Below are 21,279 nucleotides of genomic sequence, written 5' to 3'. Positions count from 1 at the left end.
AACGCGACGCGCTTTAGGCGCTCAGCTTCGAGTCTTGCCGTTCTGTGTCACGGATGCGGTCGCGGTTTCATCTTCGTCGACCGGGTTTTTCTGTTCCGGCCTGAGCGAGAATTCCACCATCAGCGGAAGATGGTCGGAGCCTGTGCCTTCCAGCCTCGACACCGAATGGACGAGAACCGCGCCCTTGTTGAAAACCTGGTCGATCGGCAATCCGGCGAAGCGCAGGAAATCCGGCAGCTTGATGTAGAGCCAGGTCGGCCCCGGCGAAGGCGCCACGGTCAGCCTGCCAAGATCTGCGACGCGCCGGACGGCGGCGCTCCACGGCACTGCATTGCAGTCGCCTGCCATGATCGTTGTCTCGCCGAGCGATGCGAACTCTTCCGACAATCCGCCGATCTGCCGTGACTGGTTGTACGGCCATGGCCAGGTGAGGTGCAGGGCGGCGACGTCGACGTCGGTTCCGCCGAAATCAACCGTCGCGATGGCCATCGCGCCGCGCCTGTCGCAGCGCGGTTGTGTGCCGGCGGCAAACGGCCGTCTGGACAGCAGCGCAACACCGAACACGCCATTGGGATAGGGGCAGAGGATCCGGTAGGGATAGGCGCTGGCAATATAGCCAAGCTCGGTCGTCCACATCTCCGACACTTCATCGAGAGTGATCACGTCCGGATTGGTCCGGCCGATCAGCGACAGTACTTTCTTCGGCGTCGGATTGTTGAACCGCAGGTTCATCTGCAACAGGCGATAGACCGGCTGGTCATCGGGGTAGACCGCCCGGTCGCCAGGTTTAGCTTCGTAGGCTGCCTGGACTGGCCACAGGCGAGATAAGCCCAACGCGTTCGAGGTGGTGGCAAGGGCAGCCAAGGCAAAGAGCAGCGCTGTGGCCGCTTGCAGGCGAAACGAGGTCGCGAGCAACGGCAATGCGCAAAGCGCCATCAGCACGGCAAGATGAACGCGGAAATGGGCGAAGGAATCGAACGCCGGATGCAGCGTTCCGAAAAACCCGGCCACCAGCGCGACCGAGCAGCCGAGCATTGCGACGAATGCCACCGACGTCATCATGCTTCGAACGCGTGCCATCTCGTTTGCTTATCGGCAGAAATGCAGCCAATCAAGATGACGGAATGCCCTGCCGCGATGTTATCGTGCTCCGGACATGCTCCGGTCTATGAAGGCTGATCGGTCCTACTGGAATGCCGTCTCCGAAAAACTTCTGAGCTTGCGCGAATGCAGCCGTTCCATCGGCATCGCGGCCAGCTTTTCCATCGCCCTGATGCCGATGGTCAAATGCTGTGCCACCTGTCGCTTGTAAAACTCAGTCGCCATGCCGGGCAGCTTCAATTCGCCATGCAGAGGTTTGTCGGAGACGCAAAGAAGGGTGCCATAGGGCACGCGGAAACGGAAGCCATTGGCTGCGATCGTCGCCGATTCCATGTCGAGCGCGATCGCCCGTGACTGCGACAGCCGCTGCACCGGCCCACGCTGGTCGCGCAGCTCCCAGTTGCGGTTGTCGATGGTGGCGACGGTGCCGGTGCGCATGATACGCTTGAGGTCGTAGCCGGAAAGGCCGGTGACTTCGGCGACCGCCTCCTGTAGCGCCACCTGGATTTCGGCCAGCGGCGGGATCGGCACCCAGACCGGAAGATCATCGTCCAGAACATGGTCTTCCCGCACATAGGCATGCGCCAGCACATAGTCGCCCAGCGCCTGGGTGTTACGCAGCCCGGCGCAATGGCCGAGCATCACCCAGGCATGCGGCCTGAGCACCGCGATGTGGTCAGTGATCGTCTTGGCGTTGGAGGGGCCGACGCCGATATTGACCATCGTGATGCCGCCATGGTTCGGCTTCTTCAGATGATAGGCCGGCATCTGCGGCAGGCGCGGCGGCGCCACGCCATTGCCAGGCGCGCTTTGTCCAGCCTTGGTGACCACATTTCCCGGCTCGACGAATTCGACGTATCCGCCGCCGCCTTTCGCCATCAGCTCGTGCGCACGGGCGACGAATTCGTCGATGTAGAACTGGTAGTTGGTGAACAGCACGAAATTCTGGAAATGCTGGGGACTGGTCGCCGTGTAGTGCGACATCCGGTGCAGCGAGTAGTCGATGCGTTGCGCCGTGAACGCCGCCAGCGGCCTGGCTTCGCCTAATGCCACTTCGAAGGTGCCGTTGGCGATCTGGTCGTCGGTGCCGTCGAGATCCGGCACGTCGAACAGGTCACGAATCGGCCGCCTGATGCGCTCGGCGGCCGCGCCGTCGACATGGGAGCCTTCCAGGAACGCGAAATGCAGCGGGATGGGCGTCGTCGATTCCGAAACCGTGACCGGAACGCCGTGATTGCGCATGATCAGGCGAAGCTGTTCGATGAGATAGCGTTCGAAAAGGCCGGGCTGGGTTATGGTGGTCGAGAAATGCCCAGGCGTCGGCATATGTCCGTAAGCCTGCCGCGAGTCGATCTGGGTGAACGAAGTCGTGGTGACACCGACCTCGGGATAAAAGGCCCGGTAGCGCTTGTTGTTGTCGCCGCCTGCGGCGAGCGCCGTAAACGACTCGCGCAGGAATTTGGTGTTGCGGTCGTAGAGGGCCTGCAAAGCCGCGACGGCCTTTGCTGCATCATTGAAGACCTGCCGGCCAAACGGCTCCGGCATCACGACTGCGTCTATGGCTTGGGGATAGATTCGCTTTTCCATGACCCAATATAGAGGCTTGGCCATGCGGTTGGGAGGGGGCCAAAGGGTCGTTTTTTATTTTGAATGGTTTGGATGAAGGCTGATTGGCCTAGCCGCGCCGCAAGCTGACCAACAGCACAAAGCCGACGCCCGTCTTCTTCAGCGCCGGCGCTTCGATCGTCGAGCCGGCATCGGCGCGCATCGTCGGCACGGCCAGTACCGGAGCCGCCAGAACCGTCAGGATGAGCGCCGCCCGCGGCAGAAGCCGAAGGATCTTGAGGGCGTTGGCGGCGGTGCGGGTCATGGCTTTTGCTTTTTCTCTCTCTCTCGAAGTCTTTGTCGGTTCAGGGGCGGAAATGGTTCACGCAATCGAACCGGCAGGAATTGGCCTGGTCCCAGGAGCGGGCCAATTCCTGCCGGTTGGGCCGGCCGGCCTCTGCAACGAGGATGGCGAACGCCATGCCGAACAGGCTCATCAGCAGGCAGACGATGGTGAAGCGGCGGGCGAACATGGCGTGGTGTCTCCTTCAACACGCATGAGAATGCCCTGATGCAACTGAACCGGTTCTGATGCCGGCGTTCATCTGCGGTTCAAATTTATCGACGGAGTGTTGAGTGCCCGCCGCCACCGCGCAGTCGCCGGTCACAGGCGTCGCCGCAGTCTTGCTGCTGCCCCCGATCTTGCTGCTGATAAGGACGAAGGACGCCCAAAAATTTGCTGTTAAGTGCAGAAGGGTAAGTGCAGAAGGCGCGGCCCGCACGATCGATCCGGTGTCTCAAACAGACGGCGCAAACAAAAACGGGGCCTTCGCGGCCCCGTTTTCAATCTGTGGCAGTCGAAACGATCAGAGCTTATGCCAGGTCTGGCTCCTGCAAATCAGCCCGCCGAGCACGCAGCCGCTCATCTTGAGCGAAGCGCCTGAGACCGAGGCCTTGCCCGAATAAGTCTTGTCGGTCTCCGGGTCGGTTATGGTGCCCGTATATTTGTTGGCGCCGGACACCTTGAACGAACCGATGCGCTTGCCGGAAAATTTGCCTGATTTGAGCGTGATGGAGAATGCCCCGCCGCCGCCCGCGATGACGGCGGTCGAACCGGCTTGCGTTTTCCAGTTGCCTTCGATCGGGTCGGCCCAAGCCGTGCCGGCCATGATCAATGTGGCCGCCAAGGCCATGCTGACTTTGCGAAACATGTTTGTCCTCCCTGTGGAACCCGGCCGGATGTTCCGCCCGCCGGTCTGCCTTTTACGCAAACGTAAGCTAATTCACGTCCCGGCAAAACAAAAGCGGTGCCGCTGCGGAAGACTTCAGGATTTTCTGGTCGCCCGAAGCGGTCTCATCGGTGCGAAATGAAACGTTCGCAACTCCGTCTTTGTCTCCAGTGGTTAGCGGAGTCTTGATTTGCGCCTCGCAAATTTTCGTCAAATTCAGCCCAAAGCGGCGAAATTGCTGGGTTTGCATCGTTAATGAATTCCCGCGTTTACCTATTGTTTTAGCTTTGTTTTCCTCAAATTAAGCACGCCACTTAACGACGGATTCAAGCCTCCGGTTCATTCTCGAAAGCATCGAAAGAGCGGCCACCCCCAACGGTTATCAATAGATACCAAGGGACAGAACGAGGCAGCTCTCGGGAGCCTGACAGGGGCTAGAACAGGGGATTGAAATGGCACGTTTTGAAATGCCTGAAGCCGGCTTCGGCGCCATGGGGGCAACTGCCCAGGCCGACATTCTTTTCGAACTGGGCATGATGTATGCGACCGGTCGCGATTGCGAGACCGATGTCGTCGCCGCCCACAAATGGTTCAACATCGCGGCGATCAAGGGCTCGGTCCGCGCCGCGGAACTGCGCTCGGAATTGTCGGCCGCCATGTCGAAGGTCGAGATCGCCAGGGCGCTGCGCGAAGCCCGCGAATGGATGACGATGCACTAAGTTGGCCCTGAGCTCATCAGGCCTGAATTCATCAGGCATTGAGATCACCGACAGGGACGCTTCAGGTCAAGGCCGCGCAAGATGGCCAGACCGGCAAGAACAAGGCCGCGCAAGACGGTCGAACCAACAATGGCAAGAACGCGGCAGGCCGGACACAGCCAGGCTGCGCGACGGACAGGGAAGGCGAGCGGTTTTCGGGCGCGGGAGCGTCCGGGGATGGTTCGATCGACAAAAGCCGCGACCGGCCGGAACAAGGCAGGCGCGGCTTTTGCGCCTTCGGACCATAATCCCAAAAAGTGGAAAACCGATTTTTGGAAAAAGATCATGGTCAAACAGAAAGGCTGCAGGCCCAATTGAGTGCCGCCGATGCGCCTAGACAGGCTTGGCGAAGGGTGAGATTCTGCCGGCCACTCTGGAAGAGGCGCGGCCGGAGCGGCCGCGCGAGAGTGGAGGAGTTGTATCACCATGAAAAAGTTGCGTATTTTGAGCGCGGCCATAGTCGGCCTGATGATGAGCGCGCCGGTTGCGTTCGCCGAAGACATCACCTTTTCGGTAGTCGGACCAATGACCGGACAGCTTGCCACCATCGGCGACCAGTTCAAGCAGGGCGCGCAAGCCGCCGCCGACGCGATCAACGCGGCTGGAGGTGTCGAAGGCCGCCAGATCAAGCTCGACGTCCAGGATGACCAGTGTGATCCGAAGCAGGCGGTTTCGGTCGCCAACCGCGTCGTTGCCAACGGCGTCAAGTTCGTCGATGGGCATGCCTGCTCGGGCTCGAGCATTCCGGCCTCGGCCGTCTACGCCGAAGCCGGTGCGCTGATGATGAGTCCGGCTTCGTCGAACCCAGAGCTGACCGACGCGGCGGCGAAGGCCGGCTGGCCGACGATCATGCGCCTCTATACGCGCGACGATGCGCAGGGCGCTTTCATCGGTCCATGGATCGCCAAGAAATATGCCGGCAAGAACGTCGTTATCATGCACGACAAGAGCGCCTATGGGCAGGGCGTCGCCGACGCCGTCAAGGCAACGATGAACCAGAACGGTCTCAAAGAGATCCTTTACGAGGGCATCAACGCCGGTGAAAAAGACTACGCGGCGCTTGTCACCAAGCTCAAGGACCTGAAGGCGGATGTGGTCTATTTCGGCGGTTACCACCCCGAAGCCGGCCTCATCCTGCGCCAGTCGGCGGAACAGAACCTCAAGTATCAGCTGATCATGCCGGACTCGATCGCCACGCCGGAATTCTGGCAGGTCGCCGGTCCGGCCGGCGAAGGCACCATGTTTGTCTTCCCGTCGGATCCGCAGGCGAAGCCCGAAGCCAAGGAAGCCATTGAAAAGATCAAGGCGGGCGGCTTCGTGCCCGAGGGCTTCACGCTGTTCTCCTATGCCGTGATCCAGGCCTTTGCCGAGGGTATCAAGCGCGCCGGCAGCGACGACCCGGCCAAGGTTGCCGAAGCGTTGAAGAACGGTGAGCCGATCAGCACCGTCGTCGGTCCTGTCACTTTCGATGAAAAGGGCGACCTCAAAAACGTCAGCTACGACATCAACCAGTGGCACGACGGCAAATACGCACCGATCCAGCCGTGATGGCTAATGCATGTCGCGCAAAAGTGCGCAGCGGTTTTGCGATAACGACATGCATAAAAACAAGAACTAAAGCGCGTCGCACGAGACGCGCTTAGCGCCTAGCGACAATCTGAGATGGCCGGGGCAGACCCGGCCATTTTCATTTTGGGCGTGCGTTTGTGGCGTGTCTTGGACGTCGCCTCGGGGCATGAACAGCGGTCAGCCGTGGACCTACTCGGCAAAACGCACCAGCACTGTCCCGTCGGTGACTTGTGCGCCTTGCGCTGCGATCTCGGCGATCGTCCCGTCATGAGTGGCGGAAATCGTGTGCTCCATCTTCATCGCTTCCAGGATCAACAGCGGCTGACCCTTGATGACGGCCTCGCCTCGTGCCGCGCGCACCAGTTTGACCAGGCCCGGCATGGGCGCGCGCAGGCTGTCAGAACCGGCGGCGATTTCGTCGGCCCTCGCCAACGGGTCCGGCACCGCGAAGCTGTAGCCGATGGCGTCGTCGAATACGGTGACATGACCGGGCCAGCGGGCAAGTCGAGGGGCGGCGCGAAGATCAAGCGGATTGGCGCTGTCATAAGGTGCATCCAGTCCCACTTGGAACCGCTTGTCCGGCCGCACCGACACAAGCGCGAGGATATCATCCTCGCCGTATCGCAGCCGCGTGCGCCGCGGAACAGTGTGGAAATGCGCATAACCGGCAAGCGACGACCACGGATCGCCGCTCGGCGCCTGAGCGCCGGCGCCGGACGCCGCAAGCGCGGCTGCGGCGACGATCCCGCTGCTCGGCGGCGGCACTGCGGTCAGCGCTTCCTGATGCCTGCCAATCAGGCCGGTATCGACATCGCCTGCCGAAAAATCCGCATCAGCGGCAAGAGCAGCGAGGAAGGCGGTATTGACGGTCGAGCCGGCGATCTCGGTCTGCGAAAGGGCTATGCCCAGCGCTCCGAGCGCCGCCTGCCTGCTCTTGCCGTGCACGATCAGCTTGGCGATCATTGGATCGTAGAAGGGCGAGATGGCGTCGCCGGCCCGCACGCCGGTCTCGATCCGCATGCTGGCGCCCTCGGGCGCGGTATCCGGAAATTTCAGGTGATGCAGCGTGCCCGTCGCCGGCAAAAAACCCTTTGCCGCGTCCTCGGCATAGATGCGCGCCTCGAAGGCGTGACCGGACAGCGTGATCTCGCTCTGTGTTTTCGGCAGCTTTTCGCCGGACGCCACCCGCAACTGCCACTCGACCAGATCGGTGCCGGTGACCATTTCGGTGACGGGGTGCTCGACTTGCAGGCGGGTGTTCATTTCCATGAACCAGAAGCGGTCGGCCTTCAGCCCTTGCGAGGCATCGACGATGAACTCGATCGTGCCGGCGCCGGAATAGTTGATTGCCTTGGCGGCCTTCACCGCCGCCTCCGTCATCGCCTTGCGCAATGCCGGCGTCATGCCGGGGGCGGGGGCTTCCTCGATCACCTTCTGGTGGCGGCGCTGCGCCGAGCAGTCGCGCTCGTAGAGATGCACGACATTGCCGAAGATATCGCCGAACACCTGAACCTCGATGTGGCGCGGCTTCTCGATATATTTCTCGACCAGCACGCGGTCGTCGCCGAAAGCGGCCTTGGCCTCGCGCCGCGCACCCAACAGCGCCTCGGAAAAGTCGTCGGGATGTTCGACGCGCCGCATGCCCTTGCCACCGCCACCGGCGCGCGCCTTGATCAGCACGGGATAGCCGATCTCTCGTGCCTTGGAGGCGAGCAGCACAATCTCCTGCGCCTCGCCGTGATAGCCCGGCACAACAGGCACGCCGGCCTTCTCCATCAGCCGCTTGGCCGCGTCCTTCAGCCCCATGGCGCGGATCGAGGCCGCTGACGGGCCGATGAAGACGAGCCCCGCCGCTGTCACCTGATCGACGAACTCAGGGTTTTCCGACAGAAAACCGTAGCCAGGATGGACGGCCTCGGCGCCGGTAGCCAAAGCCGCCGCGACAATTTTGTCGCCGCGCAGATAGCTTTCGCCGACAGGCGAGGCGCCGATATGCACAGCTTCGTCGGCCATCCCGGCATGCAAAGCCCCGGCGTCGGCGTCGGAATAGACGGCAACGCTGCGCACGCCCAGCTTGCGTGCCGTGCGGATCACCCGGCAAGCGATCTCGCCGCGGTTGGCGATCAGAATTTTGGCGAACATAGGACCTCCAAAGCCAGAGCTTGCCGCCAACGGCGCGAATGCTCTTCACGCGAGCTGTGGCAACACCCTGCTTTGCAGTCCGGCCATTGTCAAAGGATCGGTAAACCGGGCTTGTTTACTTGGAGGCAGCGATCTCGCAAGCTCCTCCGGTCGTGACCTTGTAGTAGCTGCGGGTAGCGTGACAGGATTTCATCGCCGCCTCCTCGGCAGCCTTCTGTGACGGCGCATTCAAGTGCGTGCCGCAGATGATGTACAGCGAAGTCACCCGCATGTAGGGGGTGGTCGCATAGGCTGAATGGCCGCTGGCCGCCACATAGGCCTTGTAAGCTTTGGTACAATCGGACTTCGGGTTTCCCGACAGAGCCGGCCAGAACCGGGTGTCGCCCTTGCTTCCCGCCAGCGTTTCCGCCGCCCCGACATTCGGTGCAGCGACCATAAGCAGTCCTGCAAGCATCGATATGGTTACTCGTTTGATGGATAAAGATTTCATTGCCCAGCCCATTTGAAGAACCCCAACTGACAGAAATTTGCCTACTTGGAGGCGGCGATTCCGCAGCCCCCGCTTGCGGTCTTGACCTTGTACTTTTTGACGCCGGCCTGGCAGGACCGCAGTGCCAGATCTTCCGCAGCCTTCTGAGACGGCGCGTTCAGCCGCGCACTGCAAATGACGTACAAATCGGTCACGCGCGAATAGAAGGTCGTGGCATACGCGGAATGCCCACTGGCTGCCACGTAGGCTTTGTAGGCCTCCGGGCAGTCTCCGGTCGAACCTGGGGGAAAATGGACGGCGAAACGGCTGTTGCCTTTGCTTCCCGCCAGCGATTCCGCCGCTCCGATGCCGGGTGCCGTGAGTATAAGACACCCTGCAAGTATCGATATAATTGTACTCTGAACCAATCTCGGTCGCATTTTTTCCCCTTGGAATGAACTGAGCCAACAGGCATTACTATTTGGAGGCAGCGATGCTGCAGACTCCCGCTGTCGTGACCTTGTATTGCTTCCGGGCGGATTGGCAGTCCTTCAGCGCCAATGCCTCTGCAGCCTTTTGCGACGATCCATTCGCACGCGCGCAAATCATGAACTCGGTCGCCCAATTGAATGGGGTCGACGCATAGGCGGAATGACTGCCAGTCGCCAGATAGGCCTTGTATGCCTTCTGACAGCCTCCCGTTGAACCGGGCGCGAAATACACGGGGTAGCGGCTGTCGCCCTTGCTTCCCGCCAGCGATTCTGCCGCTCCAAGGTCAGGTGCCGCTAATATAAGCAGTCCTGCAAGTACCGGCACAGTTGTTTTCTGAAAAAGCTGCAGTCTCATCTTCGCCCAATCCCCACTGGTATTTGCAATGAGCAATAGCCGCGATTCTTTCGTCTGGCCAGATCGGTGAATAAAAATAAATCTGAAAACTATGGGTGGATTTTCTTAGCTATACCGGTCACGCTCCGCCAGGCGCAGCAACGCCTGTTGGTGTAGTTCCGCCATTTGCTGGTCGAAGCAGCAGAAGATGACAGTTTCAGGAACCGCGTTCTGGCCGATGAAGGCGCTCACGGTGTCAACGGCGATCTGCGTCGCCTGGTCCTTTGGATATCGGTATACACCGGTCGAGATCGCCGGAAATGCCACCGCCCGGCAATCCTTGGCGGCGGCGAGTTCGAGCGACCGGCGATAGCAGGCGGCCAACAACTCGGCTTCGCCCTTGCTGCCGCCTTGCCAGACCGGACCGACCGTGTGGATGATGTATCGCGCCGGCAGCCTGTAGCCGTTGGTGAGTTTTGCGTCGCCGACCTTGCAGCCATTCAGCGTCCGGCATTCGGCCAGGAGCTCGGGGCCGGCCGCCCGGTGAATGGCGCCGTCGACACCGCCGCCACCCAGAAGTGACGTGTTGGCAGCGTTGACGATGGCATCGACCGCCAGCTTCGTGATGTCGCCGATATGAACGCGAATTCTGTGGTCGGTCTCACTCATCGTCACATCCTGAACACGCCGAACCGTGTCTCCTCGATCTCGGCGTTCAGCGCCGCTGACAGGCTGAGTGCCAGCACCTCGCGCGTCTTGGCCGGGTCGATGATGCCGTCGTCCCAGAGCCGGGCGGAGGAATAGAGCGGATGACCCTCATGCTCGTATTTCATCAGGATCGGCTTCTTGAATTTTGTCTCCTCCTCCGCGCTCCATTCCCCGCCCTTGCGCTCGATCCCCTCGCGCTTGACGACGGCCAGCACGGTGGCCGCCTGCTCGCCGCCCATCACCGAAATGCGGGCATTCGGCCACATCCACAGGAAGCGTGGCGAATAGGCGCGTCCGCACATGCCGTAATTGCCGGCGCCGAACGAGCCGCCGATGATCATGGTTACCTTTGGCACGCGGGCCGTAGCGACGGCCATCACCAGCTTGGCGCCGTCCTTGGCGATGCCGCCGGCCTCGTATTTTCGCCCCACCATGAAACCGGTGATGTTTTGCAGGAAGACCAGCGGGATCTTGCGCTGGCAGCACAGCTCGATGAAATGCGCGCCCTTGAGGGCGCTTTCGGAGAACAGCACGCCGTTGTTGGCGATGATGCCGATTGGCATGCCGTTGAGATGGGCAAAGCCGGTGACCAGCGTAGTGCCGTAATTCTGCTTGAACTCGTCGAACTCGGAGCCGTCGACGATGCGCGCGATCACTTCGCGCACGTCATAGGGCTGGCGCAGATCGGTCGGCACGATGCCGTAGAGCTCATCCGCCGCTTGAAGCGGCGGAATCGGATCGCGAAGTGCCAGCCCGATCTCCTTCTTTCGATTCAGGTTCTTGACGATGCGGCGTGCGATCGCCAGCGCATGCTCGTCGTCGAGGGCATAATGGTCGGCAACGCCGGAAAGCCGCGTGTGCACATCGGCGCCGCCCAGTTCCTCGGCACTGACGTCCTCGCCGGTGGCAGCCTTCACCAACGGCGGACCGCCAAGGAAAATGGTCGCCTGGTTGCGCACCATGATCGTCTCGTCCGACATCGCCGGCACATAGGCGCCACCCGCCGTGCACGAACCCATGACGCAGGCGATCTGCGGTATCCCCGACGCCGACATGTTGGCCTGGTTGTAGAAGATGCGGCCGAAATGGTCGCGGTCAGGAAACACCTCGTCCTGGTTGGGCAGATTGGCGCCGCCACTGTCGACAAGATAGACGCAAGGCAATTTGTTCTGCAGCGCGATCTCCTGGGCGCGCAGATGCTTCTTCACCGTCAGCGGATAATAGGTGCCGCCCTTCACCGTGGCGTCGTTGACGACGACCATGACTTCGATGCCTTCGACGCGGCCGATGCCGGCGATGATGCCGGCCGATGAGATGTCTTCGCCATACATCGACCATGCAGCGAACTGGCCGATTTCAAGGAAGGGCGAGCCGGTGTCGAGCAATTGGGCGAGGCGCTCGCGCGGCAAAAGCTTGCCGCGGCTCTGGTGCCGTTCACGCGCTTCCTCCGAGCCGCCACGCTCGACGGTTGCCGCCTTTTCCGCAATGTCGGCGACCAGCGCCCGCATGCGCTCGGCATTGGCGCGGAAGGTGTCGGATGCTGGCGAGATCTGGGAGATGAGGGTGGTCATAGTGTTACCGGATCAGTTCGATCTTGCAGCCGATATCCAGGTCGCCCCAGTCACGGTCGGCGGTGACGGCAATGGCGTTCTCGCGAATTGCCAATGCGAGGCAGGCCCGATCGCCCAGCGACAAGCCGCGATGCCGCGTCAACTCGCGAAGCTGACCAGCGGCGATGCCCATCATTTCGTCGAAAACAGCGATTGGCATACCGAGGCTGGCGAGGTCGTCCGCGGCCTCTTCCATGCTGCGTCCCCTGTCGATCAGCTTTGCGATGATTTCGGCCGCATTGACGGAACTGCATTGCGCATCCGGCGCGAAACCCAAGGCAATATCGGTGCCTTTCTCGTTGAGCAGGATCGCCAGCGCCGCCGAACTGTCCATGACGTAGGGTTTCACTTCGCTCCCTTTCTCGCCGTTCCTTCAGCATGAAGCCGGTCCAAACGTCTATCGCTTCGGCGCTGTTCTTCCCGCCGCTCCTTCAGAAATTCGTCCACAACACTTTCCTCAGGCTTTTTCAACGCCGACAATTCCGCCTGGACGCGCCTGAGATTCCGAAGCCACGACTTTACCCTCAGCTCGCCGTTCTCGACATGAAGGATCAAATCCTCGCCCGGTTTCACACCCATTTCCTCGCGCATGGCAGCCGGGATAACGAAGCGTCCGCCCTCGCCAAGTCTAACGCGCTCGCGTTTCGCTGGAACCCGGAGCGGAGGTTTCGGAGCGCTGGCATCGAATTGTGTCTGCGGATTTTCGTCAAACTCAGCCTTTCTCGTCCCGTTTGCCATACTCTGCCTCGTTTCAGATATGTGACATATTCAGAAGTTATGGCACAATCTGCAATTCATGGCAATTTACCAGACGGACGCCACTACACACTTTCCGCCATGATTTCGCGCCCGATCAGCCAACGGCGGATTTCGCTGGTGCCGGCGCCGATCTCGTAGAGCTTGGCGTCGCGCAGAAGCCGGCCGGTCGGATAGTCGTTGATGTAGCCATTGCCGCCCAGCAGCTGGATGGCGTCGAGCGCCATCTGCGTCGCCTTCTCGGCAGCGAACAGCACGCAAGCGGCGGCGTCCTTACGGCTCGTCTGGCCACGGTCGCAGGCGGCGGCGACGGCATAGACATAGGCGCGCGCGGCGCTCATCGTCGTATACATGTCGGCCAGCTTGCCTTGCACCAGCTGGAACTCGCCGATCGGCTGGCCGAACTGCTTGCGTTCGTGCACATAGGGAATCGCCACATCGAGGCACGCCGCCATCAGCCCGAGCGGGCCGCCCGCGAGCACCGTGCGCTCGTAATCGAGGCCCGACATCAGCACCTCGACGCCGCGCCCTTCCTCATGCAGCACGTTGTCGAACGGCACCTCGACGTTCTCGAACACAAGTTCGCCGGTGTTGGAGCCGCGCATGCCGAGCTTGTCGAGCTTTTGCGCGACGGAAAAGCCGGCCATCGATTTTTCGACGATGAAGGCGGTGATGCCGCGCGAATGGAGCTCCTGATCGGTCTTGGCATAGACGACCAGCGTCTCGGCGTCCGGGCCGTTGGTGATCCACATCTTGGTGCCGTTGAGCACATAGCAGTCGTTGCGCTTTTCGGCACGCAGTTTGAGCGACACGACGTCGGAGCCGGCCCCGGATTCCGACATCGCCAGCGCGCCGACCTTTTCGCCGCTGCATAGCGCAGGCAGATATTTTTCCTTCTGCGCCGGCGTCGCCCAGCGATTGATCTGGTTGACGCAGAGGTTGGAATGGGCGCCGTAGGAGAGGCCGACCGAGGCCGAGGCGCGGGAAATCTCTTCCATCGCAACGACATGGGCGAGATAGCCCATGCCGGTGCCGCCGAATTCCGGATCGGCGGTGATGCCGAGCAGGCCGAGCCCACCGAGCTCGGCCCACAGATGCGCCGGAAATTCATTCGAGCGGTCGATCTCGGCGGCGATCGGCGCGATCTTGTCTTGGGTGAAGCGCCGCACCAGGTCGCGCAGCGCCTCGATGTCTTCGTCAAGCCCGAAGTTGAGTGTGTGCGTGTACATGCCGTTCCTCCCGGCGCATGCCCCGAAATCGAATTCGATTCGGGAAGGATCATGCGCAAAATCAAAGTGCTACAACGTCCTTTGCTCGCCGGAAGGGGCTGCGACGCTGTAGGTCGTTGTCGCGGCGTGGGTCTTTGCTCCAACCAGGCGCCTCGTCATTGAAAGATATGTGGCGGTTACCTCCGAGATCGATAGCCGCTCGCCCGGCCGGAACCAGACGATGACGCCGGTCATCATCTGGATCAGCGCCATGGCCGTCAGCCCTGTGTCTTCGACGCTGAAGACGCCGACCTCTGCGCCGTCGCGCAGAATGGCGCGCAGCTCCTTTTCATAGATCGTGCGCATACGCAGGATCTGCGTCAGGCGGTCATGCGACAGGCTGCGCAATTCCATGTTCGAGACATGGGTGGAATGGCGCCGCTCGATGTGGAAGGCGATGTGGTTTTCGACATAGGCGGCGAGCCGCGTCGCCGGATCGGCCGTGGCAGGCCGCGCCGCGTCCCACGCCTCGATCAGCCCTTCCATGTGCTCGCGCATCAACGTGAACAAGAGGTCTTCCTTGGTCGGAAAATAGCGGTAGAGCGCCGCGGCCTGCACGCCGACCTCGGCGGCCAGCTGGCGCATCGACATCGCCTCGTAGCCGAGACGTGCGATCAGGTTCACCGCCGCCTCGCGGACCGCAGCTTCGGTCTTTTCCCCGTCGGAACCGGTCGTGCGCGCCATGGATGCCTCGTTGAGGGCGTAAGAATAAAACAAACGTTCAATTAATTCAAGGGAGCCGCTGTCAGACGATGGCGTTCCTTGGCGCCCCCCTCTGTCCTGCCGGACATCTCCCCCTCAAGGGGGGAGATCGGCAGCTCCAACGGCCGCACTTTTCTTCAAACGTTAGAGATGGCGAAAGCTGAAGTGACGGCCAATCTCCCCCCAAGTGGGGGAGATGTCCGGCAGGACAGAGGGGGGCGCTGTCCCGCAGGCATCAAAAGGTCCTGCAGGGTCTTGACGAAGGCGCTAGCTCCCCCGTGCTGCCGCCAGCGCGCCGGGCAACTCCTCGGCAAAAATGTCGAGCTCGTGGTCGAGGCCGACGCTGACTCTGATGCAGCGGTCGAGCACCGGCACCATCGGCTTGCGGATGAACACATCGCGCGACAGCAGAGCCTGCAGCACGTTCAGCGCGAAGGCGCCGTCGCCGCCGCAATCTATGGTGACGAAATTGGTTGCCGACGGCAGCGGCTTCAGCCCGTTCGCCTCGGCTACTTCAGCGATGCGCCGGCGGCCGGAACCAACCCGCGTCACCACGCTTTGGAGATAGTCCTGATCGGCAAGCGCCTCGACGCCGGCGATCTGCGCCATGCGGCTGACGCCGTAGTGGTTGCGGATCTTCTCAAAATCGCGGATCACCTGGGCGTCGGCCACCGCATAGCCGCAGCGTATGCCGGCCAGCCCGTAGGCCTTCGAGAAGGTGCGCATGCGGATGACGTTCGGCCGCGCGACATCGATCGGCGGCAGCGCCGAGACCGGGCCCAGCTCGCCATAGGCCTCGTCGAGCACCAGCATGGTGGTTTGCGGCAGGGCTTCGATGAAGCGGCTGAGCTCGGCCGCCTCCCACCAGCTTCCCATCGGATTGTCCGGGTTGGACAGGTAGACCAGCGGCGCATTTTCTTTGCGCACCGTAGCCAATAGGCCGTCGAGGTTTTCCCGGTCGTTCTCGTAAGGCACCGCGATCAGCCGGCCGCCGACGCCGGCAATATGGAAATTGAAGGTCGGATAGGCGCCGAGCGAGGTGACCACCGCGTTATCAGGCGCCACATACATGCGCGCCACCAGGCTGAGCAACCCGTCTATGCCTTCGCCGACCACCACGTTTTCGGCGCTAACGCCGAGATGCGCGGCGAGGGCCACCTTCAAATCGTGATTGTCGGGGTCGCAATACATCCACATGTCGCGGGCAATGCCGGCCATGCGGGCGACGACGCGCGGCGAGGGCCCGAAACTGCTCTCATTGGCGCCGATGCGGGCGCGAAACGCGCGGCCCCGGTCACGTTCCTGCGCCTCCGGGCCGACAAACGGCACCGTCGAAGGAAGCGTACTGATGATCGGCGTGAGGGGAGGGCGCTGGCGCATGGCAAAGGCTCGTTCGAAAAGGGCTTTCTTGCTAGCGCGGCGCAGTTGGCCGCGCAAGCTCCCGCCTTGGCTGCAACCAGCATGCTGGATTCCCTCCGCTCTTTTTGCTAGCGAGATATCATGAACAATCGACTCCCACCTGCTTGGTCAAAGCACATTAAGCCCGGACCCGCGCCGAAAGCGAAGGTGCCGATAGCGAAGGTGCCGATAGCGAAGCCTTTAGGGAATCAGCAAAAAGGAAACGCCCAATCGCGTGCGCAGGCCGACGACGCGTTGCTGAAACAGGCATATACCTTTCAGCAGGCCAAGCGGCTTGACGAGGCCCAGGACCTGTGTCTTCGGGTTTTGGCGCGCACGCCGAACCATCCGCTCGCCTTGTACATCCTTGGGACCATATATCTGGGTTACGACGATGAGAGGGCTTTGCGATATTTCGCACGGGCGGTCGGCGAGGAACCTAAAAACCCGTACTATCATCTCAGCCTGGGCGAGGCCTATGTGAAGGTCAGCGAGTATGCGCCAGCAATCAAGCATATGCAGTATGCCCTGGAACTGCAGCCCGGCCTTATCGAAGCACTTTGCGCATTGGGACGCACTTACACGGCGTTCGACAAGCCCGACATGGCTTTGCCGCTTTACGAGAAGGCGCTGAAAATCAACCGCGATCATCCCAAGGTGCGAGCCGGGCTGGCCAGCGCGCTCAGCGGCCTGGGGCGTATGGAGGAAGCCGCCGCCTATCTGAAAGAAGCGATCGATCGCCGTATTGGGGTGCCGGCTGCCTACAACGACCTCGTACAGACACGTAAGTTCACCGAGGAGCCCGAGGAGCTCCAATCCATCCTTCGTGAACTCGGTAATCCGAAACTTGGTTCGGAAGCCGCGCAGCAACTCCATCTCGCCGCCGGCAAGGTGCTAAACGACCTCAAGCGCTATGATGAGGCATTCGGCCATTTCAACAGGGCGAAACAGGCCTCCGGCTACAAGTTCGATATCGACTTGTATCGTCGGTGGATCGATTCGATGATTGAAACCTTCACGCCGGACTTTTTGGCTGCCCGGGCCGGCTATGGAAATCCTTCCGAAGTGCCGGTGTTCGTGGTTGGCATGCCGCGTTCGGGAACAACGCTCACGGAGCAGATCTGCGCCAGCCATCCCGATGTCCATGGTGCAGGGGAGCTTAGCAAACTAAGGCGGGTCGCGAATGCGATCGGTCTGAAGACATCATCGGCTGGAGATTTGCACCAGCCGGTCATGTCGATCACGGAAGACCTGTCCAGAACGCTGGCCGAAGAGCATCTGTCCTATTTGCGGGAGCGGGCGCCTGCCGCGCTTCGCGTCGTGGATAAGATGCCGCACAATTTTGAACTGATCGGGCTTATCGGGCTTCTCTTCCCCAACGCACGCATCATTCATTGCCGTCGCGACGCCATCGACAATTGCGTCTCCTGCTTTGTCCTCAATTTTAGCGAGGGGCACAGCTACAACACCGACCTGAAAACACTAGGCCTGTACTATCGCGAGTATGACCGCCTGATGCAGCATTGGAACACGATTTTTCCAGGCCTTATCTTCGAAAATCGCTACGAAACGCTGGTCGAGGACCAGGAAGCGCAGTCACGCCGCCTGATAGATTATCTCGGGCTGCCTTGGGACGACGCCTGCCTGCGGTTTTTCGATAGGGATGGTTCGGTCAACACGCCCAGTCGCTGGCAGGTTCGTCAACCGATCTACAGATCCTCCGTCAAGCGCTGGAAGAATTACGAAAACGAAATTCAGCCGCTGATACAGTCGCTGGGTGATCTTGCAGAGATTTGACTTGAGGCCGGCGGTCCGCATTGTGTGGACCGCCGGGGGGCGGGGGGCAAGCGCATAGGCTTTCTGCCACCCGACCATCAGCCGACAATCCCCAACGATTAGCTAAAGGCCACTAGCCGTCTTCCCCCCAAATGGCGGGAGCGAACTTCCTATTCTGTTCCTTGCAAGCGCTGCTGCGGTGCAGAATCTTTCGAGACGCTGAGGGACAGCGCCCCCCTCTGGCCTGCCGGCCATCTCCCCCACAAGGAGCGAGATTGGCCGTCATTGCGGCTTTCGCTAATCTCCAACGTTGATGAACAGGCGCTGTCAGCGAAGCTGCCGATCTCCCTCCTTGTGGGGGAGATGTCCGGCAGGACAGAGGGGGGCGCGAAGGATCGCTACAGAGCGCTTTTATTCTGCGCAGCCGATCGGCTTCCAACCTGTCAGAAATCACAGAACGACCATGGCCGGTATCGGCCGCGCCATACATTCCACCCTTGACAGCCACGCCGATACGAAAAAACCCGGCGGTTGCCCGCCGGGTTCGATTTCAGTCAAACGCTGCTGATTAGAACGAGCGCTGGAAGCGGAGGATGCCGCCGAAGTTATCCTCCTCCTCGGCACCGGTCCAGTTGCTGACGGTCTCATCACCAACGTGGAAGTAGGCGGCTTCGGCCGTGATCGTCAGGCCGGGGACGATATCGTAAGCGATGTTCGCCACGACGCCGAGATTCTCGCCCTCGTCATACGAGATCTGGGTGTTGAACGAGGTCTTCTCGTTGATGGTGTAAGTGCCACCGCCCCAGACTGCCCAATTGCCGCTCCACAGCTTGTACATGCCGCGGCCGGCGGCGGGAAGTGCGAAGCCGCCATCCAAGTAGTTGTCGTCTGTGCCGTAGCCGGCCATGATGAACAGCGACAGGTTCTCCATCGGGGTGACGTCGAGGCGAACCTTGCCGGCCACTTCTTCATAGTTGGCGTCGTAAGCAATGACGCCGGTGATCGCGCCCCAGCCCTGCGTCCACTTCACGCCGCCGACGACATGCGGGACGTAGCTGTCGATCGTGAAGTCGCCGTAACCTTGTTCGAGCGAAACCACGGCGGAGAAGCCGTTGCCGGCGTCGAAATAGTACTGGACGACGTTGGTGTCGAAGCCGCCGTAGGGAACCAGCGTATCGTTCATGACATTGCCGGCGTAGCCGATGAACGTATCGAAGGCCGATTCGTCCTTACCGACGCGCAGCCCACCGAGCTGGATCCAGGCGAAGTTCAGCGAAACGCCTCTGTCGTAGGCTTCGTTGAGGTACGGGGATGTATCGCCTTGGGTGTTGCGGAAGTTGAAGCGGGTCTCAGTGTACGTCTTCAACGTGCCGAGCTCGGTTTCCTGGCCGGTCCAGGTCTTCAGCGCGAAGCGAGCACGCTTCCAGTAGGTATCCTGCTCGTCGCCGTCCTCGACGTCGACGGTCCCCGCACCGGTGAATGTGCCGACGTCGCCGACGCCGATGTCGTAGCGGACATAGCCGCCGATGCGCAGGCAGGTCTCAGTGCCGGGGATGTAGAAGTAGCCAGCGCCGTAGACGTCGCAGATGCGGACGTATTCAGCGGGTTCCGGCTCGGCAACGACGACGGCGTCGGCGGCGCGCGCACCGGAAACTGCGACCAGAGCCGCAGCGGAGCCAAGAAGAAGGCTCTTGATGTTCATTTTCTGACCTCCAGTCAAAAGTTAAAAAACGGGTCTGGGTATTCTTTGCTGAAGGACAGCGTTCCCTGCCCCATCCCCACTACCGAAAAAGATGCGCACCGCGCCGCTCCTTCGAATTCGACATTACCCATGAGGCGGCGGCGTTCAACCACCATCGTATCGGCAGAAGGTCTGTGCAGGCGCTATCCCCCTACCTTGTTGCACAAATGACACGATTTGGCCTCACTCGGAAAGCTCCCGTTAACCATTGAGCCCCTTGTGAGCCCTTACAATCCGGCCGGTTCCGGCAATTGCCCCTCCCGGAATTGCGACGATGTTGTGAGTCGACAGCCAAGGGATTGCCGCAGAATCGCCGCATGGCAAAAGCGCCGTTTCGGCAGAGGCCGGTTTTTTCAATGATAATGGTTCAGGCTTGTTGATTGTGCCGGCGCTTTTCTTTATCCACCGGCGCAACGGAGAGGTGGCCGAGTGGTCGAAGGCGCTCCCCTGCTAAGGGAGTAGAGGTCAAAAGCTTCTCGTGGGTTCGAATCCCATCCTCTCCGCCATCCTGCTTGGCGCTGCGCGCTTCGCAGGACAAGTCCTCCCTTTCCGCGAAGCAGGATGCCCTGTCGCACTGCCTCAAATAAATTCCTCAGTTATCGAGCATTACTTTGAGCCGAAGCGTTGCTCGGTCCTATCCAGAAAAGCGGCGATGGCGCCGGGCAGGCCGCCGGTCTCGAGGAAAGGCGCATGGCCCTGGCCCGCGACCGTGATCGTCTCGACACAAGGGTGACGCTTTCGCATCTGTTCGAGCGTCTCGGCGGACAGCAGCTTCGAATTGGCACCGCGTATGGCGAGCAGGGATATCGCCGCCAGTGCCTCGAACTGCGGCCACAGATCAGGCAGCTTCTGGGTCAGGTCGAGTCCCGCCAGCGTGTCGACCAGCTTCGGGTCGAAATCCGGCACCAGCCCTTCATCCGTCTCTCGGTATAGGGCCGCTACCATCCGCTCCCAATCCGCCTCGGTCAGGGCAGGAAAGTCGCTGCCATGCGCGCCGCGCAGGCCGCCGACCGCCTCGGCGTAGGTTTTCGGCTTCGGCGCGCGGTCGAGGTAGGAGCGGATATGAGCGAGACCGCTGGCTTGGACCACCGGGCCGATATCGTTGAGCACGATAGCCCTCAGGACTGCCGGCCGCATCGCCCCGAGCATATGGATGATCAACCCGCCGCGTGACGTGCCGATGAAACCCGCCTCCTCGATGCCTAGCGCCGCCAGCCCAGCGAGGATGTCGCCGGCTTCGACGCCGACATTGTAGTGGCTGACATCGGGGTCATAGGCGGATTGCCCGCGCCCGCGATAGTCGAAGGCGACAATTTTTCGGGGACTTTGCGTCCGTCGCGACAGGTGCAGCGCCAACTCATGAAAATCGCGGCTATTGCGGGTCAGGCCGGGCAGGCAGACGACCGGCCAGTGTCCGGAGTTCGCTTCGCCGTAGATGCGGGCGTGGAGTTCAAGCCCGTCCGGCGAGGCGTAGAAAAAATCGGAAAAACCGCTCGACATTGGACTCGATTCCTCGCCGTTGCCGGATCGTCTCGACTGCTACAGGCGAGGGCGGGGGTGGTCAATCGAGGGCGGAACGGCCAAGCTGCCAATCTCCCCCCTTGTGGCAGGGGAATCGCGTTTGAGTAGATGGGAAATTGCTTGCCAATTGGCGGGTTGTGGATTCTTGGGAGGACTCCGTT

21 protein-coding genes and 1 tRNA gene are annotated in these 21,279 nt (G+C 61.2%); 4 read left to right on the top strand and 18 right to left on the bottom strand.

Going from position 1 to position 21,279, the window contains the following annotated elements:
- Positions 1-21: 21 nt before the first annotated feature.
- The 5 genes from AC0L25_RS06355 to AC0L25_RS06335 all read right to left on the bottom strand — a co-directional run bounded on the left by AC0L25_RS06355 (position 22) and on the right by AC0L25_RS06335 (position 3,857).
- Positions 22-1,062: an endonuclease/exonuclease/phosphatase family protein gene (locus tag AC0L25_RS06355; protein ID WP_473594800.1), complete on the bottom strand. Its 1,041-nt coding sequence runs from the start codon at positions 1,060-1,062 to the stop codon at positions 22-24.
- Positions 1,063-1,185: 123 nt separating this feature from the next.
- A complete protein-coding gene (locus AC0L25_RS06350; RefSeq protein WP_473594700.1) occupies positions 1,186-2,646 on the bottom strand; it encodes an AMP nucleosidase in 1,461 nt (486 codons plus the stop codon).
- Positions 2,647-2,776: 130 nt separating this feature from the next.
- Positions 2,777-2,971: a hypothetical protein gene (locus AC0L25_RS06345; RefSeq protein ID WP_473594699.1), complete on the bottom strand. Its 195-nt coding sequence runs from the start codon at positions 2,969-2,971 to the stop codon at positions 2,777-2,779.
- Positions 2,972-3,011: 40 nt separating this feature from the next.
- Positions 3,012-3,179: a hypothetical protein gene (locus AC0L25_RS06340; protein WP_473594698.1), complete on the bottom strand. Its 168-nt coding sequence runs from the start codon at positions 3,177-3,179 to the stop codon at positions 3,012-3,014.
- A 333-nt stretch (positions 3,180-3,512) separates the two neighbouring features.
- A complete protein-coding gene (locus AC0L25_RS06335; protein ID WP_352955616.1) occupies positions 3,513-3,857 on the bottom strand; it encodes a DUF2147 domain-containing protein in 345 nt (114 codons plus the stop codon).
- Positions 3,858-4,327: 470 nt separating this feature from the next.
- Between AC0L25_RS06335 and AC0L25_RS06330 the strand changes: the two genes are divergently transcribed.
- Positions 4,328-4,594 carry an SEL1-like repeat protein gene (locus AC0L25_RS06330; protein WP_027152750.1) on the top strand — a complete coding sequence of 89 codons (267 nt, stop codon included), beginning with the start codon at positions 4,328-4,330 and terminating at the stop codon, positions 4,592-4,594.
- A 44-nt stretch (positions 4,595-4,638) separates the two neighbouring features.
- On the opposite strand, the gene AC0L25_RS06325 is transcribed toward AC0L25_RS06330, so the two are convergent.
- Complete coding sequence (locus tag AC0L25_RS06325; RefSeq protein ID WP_473594697.1) at positions 4,639-5,091, bottom strand: hypothetical protein; 453 nt, start codon at positions 5,089-5,091, stop codon at positions 4,639-4,641.
- On the opposite strand from AC0L25_RS06325, the gene AC0L25_RS06320 reads away from it, so the two are divergent.
- Positions 5,060-6,181, top strand: coding sequence for an ABC transporter substrate-binding protein (locus AC0L25_RS06320; RefSeq protein ID WP_473594696.1), 1,122 nt, complete (start codon positions 5,060-5,062; stop codon positions 6,179-6,181). The two genes, AC0L25_RS06325 and AC0L25_RS06320, sit on opposite strands and share 32 nt — an antisense overlap.
- Positions 6,182-6,391: 210 nt before the next feature.
- Here the strand turns inward: AC0L25_RS06320 and AC0L25_RS06315 are convergent, their stop codons facing one another.
- The 10 genes from AC0L25_RS06315 to AC0L25_RS06270 all read right to left on the bottom strand — a co-directional run bounded on the left by AC0L25_RS06315 (position 6,392) and on the right by AC0L25_RS06270 (position 16,062).
- Positions 6,392-8,344 (bottom strand): acetyl/propionyl/methylcrotonyl-CoA carboxylase subunit alpha, encoded by a 1,953-nt coding sequence (locus tag AC0L25_RS06315; RefSeq protein ID WP_473594695.1) that lies wholly within the window; start codon positions 8,342-8,344, stop codon positions 6,392-6,394.
- A gap of 115 nt (positions 8,345-8,459) precedes the next feature.
- A complete protein-coding gene (locus AC0L25_RS06310) occupies positions 8,460-8,780 on the bottom strand; it encodes a hypothetical protein (protein WP_473594694.1) in 321 nt (106 codons plus the stop codon).
- Between the two features lie 510 nt (positions 8,781-9,290).
- Complete coding sequence (locus tag AC0L25_RS06305) at positions 9,291-9,659, bottom strand: hypothetical protein (protein WP_473594693.1); 369 nt, start codon at positions 9,657-9,659, stop codon at positions 9,291-9,293.
- A gap of 105 nt (positions 9,660-9,764) precedes the next feature.
- Positions 9,765-10,307: an O-acetyl-ADP-ribose deacetylase gene (locus AC0L25_RS06300; protein WP_473594692.1), complete on the bottom strand. Its 543-nt coding sequence runs from the start codon at positions 10,305-10,307 to the stop codon at positions 9,765-9,767.
- 2 nt (positions 10,308-10,309) lie between these two features.
- Positions 10,310-11,917: a carboxyl transferase domain-containing protein gene (locus AC0L25_RS06295; RefSeq protein WP_473594691.1), complete on the bottom strand. Its 1,608-nt coding sequence runs from the start codon at positions 11,915-11,917 to the stop codon at positions 10,310-10,312.
- A gap of 4 nt (positions 11,918-11,921) precedes the next feature.
- On the bottom strand, positions 11,922-12,305 hold the full coding sequence (locus tag AC0L25_RS06290; RefSeq protein WP_473594690.1) for a type II toxin-antitoxin system VapC family toxin: 384 nt from the start codon (positions 12,303-12,305) through the stop codon (positions 11,922-11,924).
- Positions 12,302-12,694: an AbrB/MazE/SpoVT family DNA-binding domain-containing protein gene (locus tag AC0L25_RS06285; RefSeq protein ID WP_473594689.1), complete on the bottom strand. Its 393-nt coding sequence runs from the start codon at positions 12,692-12,694 to the stop codon at positions 12,302-12,304. Before AC0L25_RS06285 ends, AC0L25_RS06290 begins: the two co-directional genes overlap by 4 nt.
- 83 nt (positions 12,695-12,777) lie before the next feature.
- Positions 12,778-13,941, bottom strand: coding sequence for an isovaleryl-CoA dehydrogenase (locus tag AC0L25_RS06280; RefSeq protein ID WP_473594688.1), 1,164 nt, complete (start codon positions 13,939-13,941; stop codon positions 12,778-12,780).
- Positions 13,942-14,010: 69 nt separating this feature from the next.
- Complete coding sequence (locus AC0L25_RS06275) at positions 14,011-14,664, bottom strand: TetR/AcrR family transcriptional regulator (protein WP_473594687.1); 654 nt, start codon at positions 14,662-14,664, stop codon at positions 14,011-14,013.
- Between the two features lie 285 nt (positions 14,665-14,949).
- A complete protein-coding gene (locus tag AC0L25_RS06270) occupies positions 14,950-16,062 on the bottom strand; it encodes a pyridoxal phosphate-dependent aminotransferase (RefSeq protein WP_473594686.1) in 1,113 nt (370 codons plus the stop codon).
- 120 nt (positions 16,063-16,182) lie between these two features.
- On the opposite strand from AC0L25_RS06270, the gene AC0L25_RS06265 reads away from it, so the two are divergent.
- Positions 16,183-17,877: a tetratricopeptide repeat-containing sulfotransferase family protein gene (locus tag AC0L25_RS06265; protein ID WP_473594685.1), complete on the top strand. Its 1,695-nt coding sequence runs from the start codon at positions 16,183-16,185 to the stop codon at positions 17,875-17,877.
- A gap of 547 nt (positions 17,878-18,424) precedes the next feature.
- On the opposite strand, the gene AC0L25_RS06260 is transcribed toward AC0L25_RS06265, so the two are convergent.
- Positions 18,425-19,558, bottom strand: a complete 1,134-nt coding sequence (locus tag AC0L25_RS06260) for a porin (RefSeq protein WP_473594684.1) — start codon at positions 19,556-19,558, stop codon at positions 18,425-18,427.
- Between the two features lie 454 nt (positions 19,559-20,012).
- On the opposite strand from AC0L25_RS06260, the gene AC0L25_RS06255 reads away from it, so the two are divergent.
- Positions 20,013-20,103: transfer RNA gene (locus AC0L25_RS06255), tRNA-Ser, on the top strand.
- 100 nt (positions 20,104-20,203) lie between these two features.
- On the opposite strand, the gene AC0L25_RS06250 is transcribed toward AC0L25_RS06255, so the two are convergent.
- Positions 20,204-21,097 (bottom strand): alpha/beta fold hydrolase, encoded by an 894-nt coding sequence (locus AC0L25_RS06250; protein ID WP_473594683.1) that lies wholly within the window; start codon positions 21,095-21,097, stop codon positions 20,204-20,206.
- Positions 21,098-21,279 lie beyond the last annotated feature (182 nt).

Source organism: Mesorhizobium sp. WSM4813 (assembly GCF_055811555.1).
The sequence above is the reverse complement of the archived record's forward strand: the minus strand, read 5'-3'. Positions and strand labels throughout refer to the sequence as shown.